This is a genomic window from Synechococcus sp. H55.2, from assembly GCF_047462495.1.
Classification (GTDB): domain Bacteria; phylum Cyanobacteriota; class Cyanobacteriia; order Thermostichales; family Thermostichaceae; genus Thermostichus.
Genome location: NZ_JANSJH010000203.1, coordinates 1 through 1,002, shown reverse-complemented (window position 1 = coordinate 1,002; position 1,002 = coordinate 1). Strand labels below are relative to the sequence as shown.

The 1,002-nt window shown below is 61.1% G+C and carries 2 protein-coding genes; both read right to left on the bottom strand.

Going from position 1 to position 1,002, the window contains the following annotated elements; translation table 11 throughout:
- Positions 1 to 8 precede the first annotated feature (8 nt).
- A complete protein-coding gene (locus NW844_RS12925; RefSeq protein WP_414336233.1) occupies positions 9 to 740 on the bottom strand; it encodes a response regulator in 732 nt (243 codons plus the stop codon).
- A gap of 67 nt (positions 741 to 807) precedes the next feature.
- Positions 808 to 1,002 (bottom strand): sensor histidine kinase (locus NW844_RS12920; RefSeq protein WP_414336231.1); only part of this gene is annotated, 195 nt, incomplete at its 5' end.

The following is a 1,002-nucleotide window of genomic DNA, read 5'->3' as shown; positions in this document are numbered from 1 at the left end:
GGTGAGGGCTACAACCGGATCAGGCCGTAGGTGAGGGCGTAGCGCACCAGCTCGGTGCGGCTGCTGGTGCCCGTCTTGTTGAGGAGGCGGGTGACGTATTTTTCCACGTTGCGCACGCTGGTTTGCAGTTGTTTGGCAATTTCTTTGTTCATCAGACCTTCTGCCACCTTCTCCAACACCTGCTGTTCCCGCGGCGTCAGCTCCACCTTAATCGGTGGGGGCAAAGGAGTTGGGGTGAGGGGCTGAGAGGGACTGGTTGGGGGGAGAGTTCGCTCCGACAGCAGGGCGCGAATCGAGGCCAGCTCGCGGGCCACCACTTCCGAGGGGCTAGCCGCGCGCGAGCGCTCGATGAGATTGGAGACAATGGCCACCAGCTCTTCCGGATCGAAGGGCTTGGGCAAGTAGGCATCGACGCCGGCCCGGTAGCCCTGGATGCGGTCGGCAGTCATGCCTTTGGCGGTGAGGAACACCACCGGCAGATGGCTGTAGGGCTCGAGTTTTCGCACTTGCGCCAAAAATTGGTAGCCGTCCATGCCCGGCATCATGATGTCGGAGATGATCAGTTGCGGTTGGGCCGTGCCGAGAAGCTGCAGAGCCTGCTGGGCGTTGGCAGCCGGGATCACCTCAAAGCCGCTGTCTTCTAGGTAGGCTTGCACTGCCTCCCGCAGACCTGGCTCGTCATCTACCAACAAGATGCGGGCCAAGGCAGGTTCGGGTTTGGCTTGAGCGGAGGGGGCCATTGGGCAGCTCCTGGATAGCTTTCAAGATTTTGGCTGGGAGAAACACCCTTGCTCACACTTTCAAGCTCTACTGGGCCGTGGGCAATCTGAGGCGAAAACAAGAGCCTTGGGGGGAGCTGTCCACGCGAAGGTCTCCTCCCATCTGGGTGGCCAAGTCGCGGCTAATGGCCAACCCCAGCCCCTGTCCTGGCTTAGAAAGATCCGCCCGAAAGAAAGGGTCAAAGATCCGCTCCAGGTTCTCGGGGTGGATGCCGGGGCCATT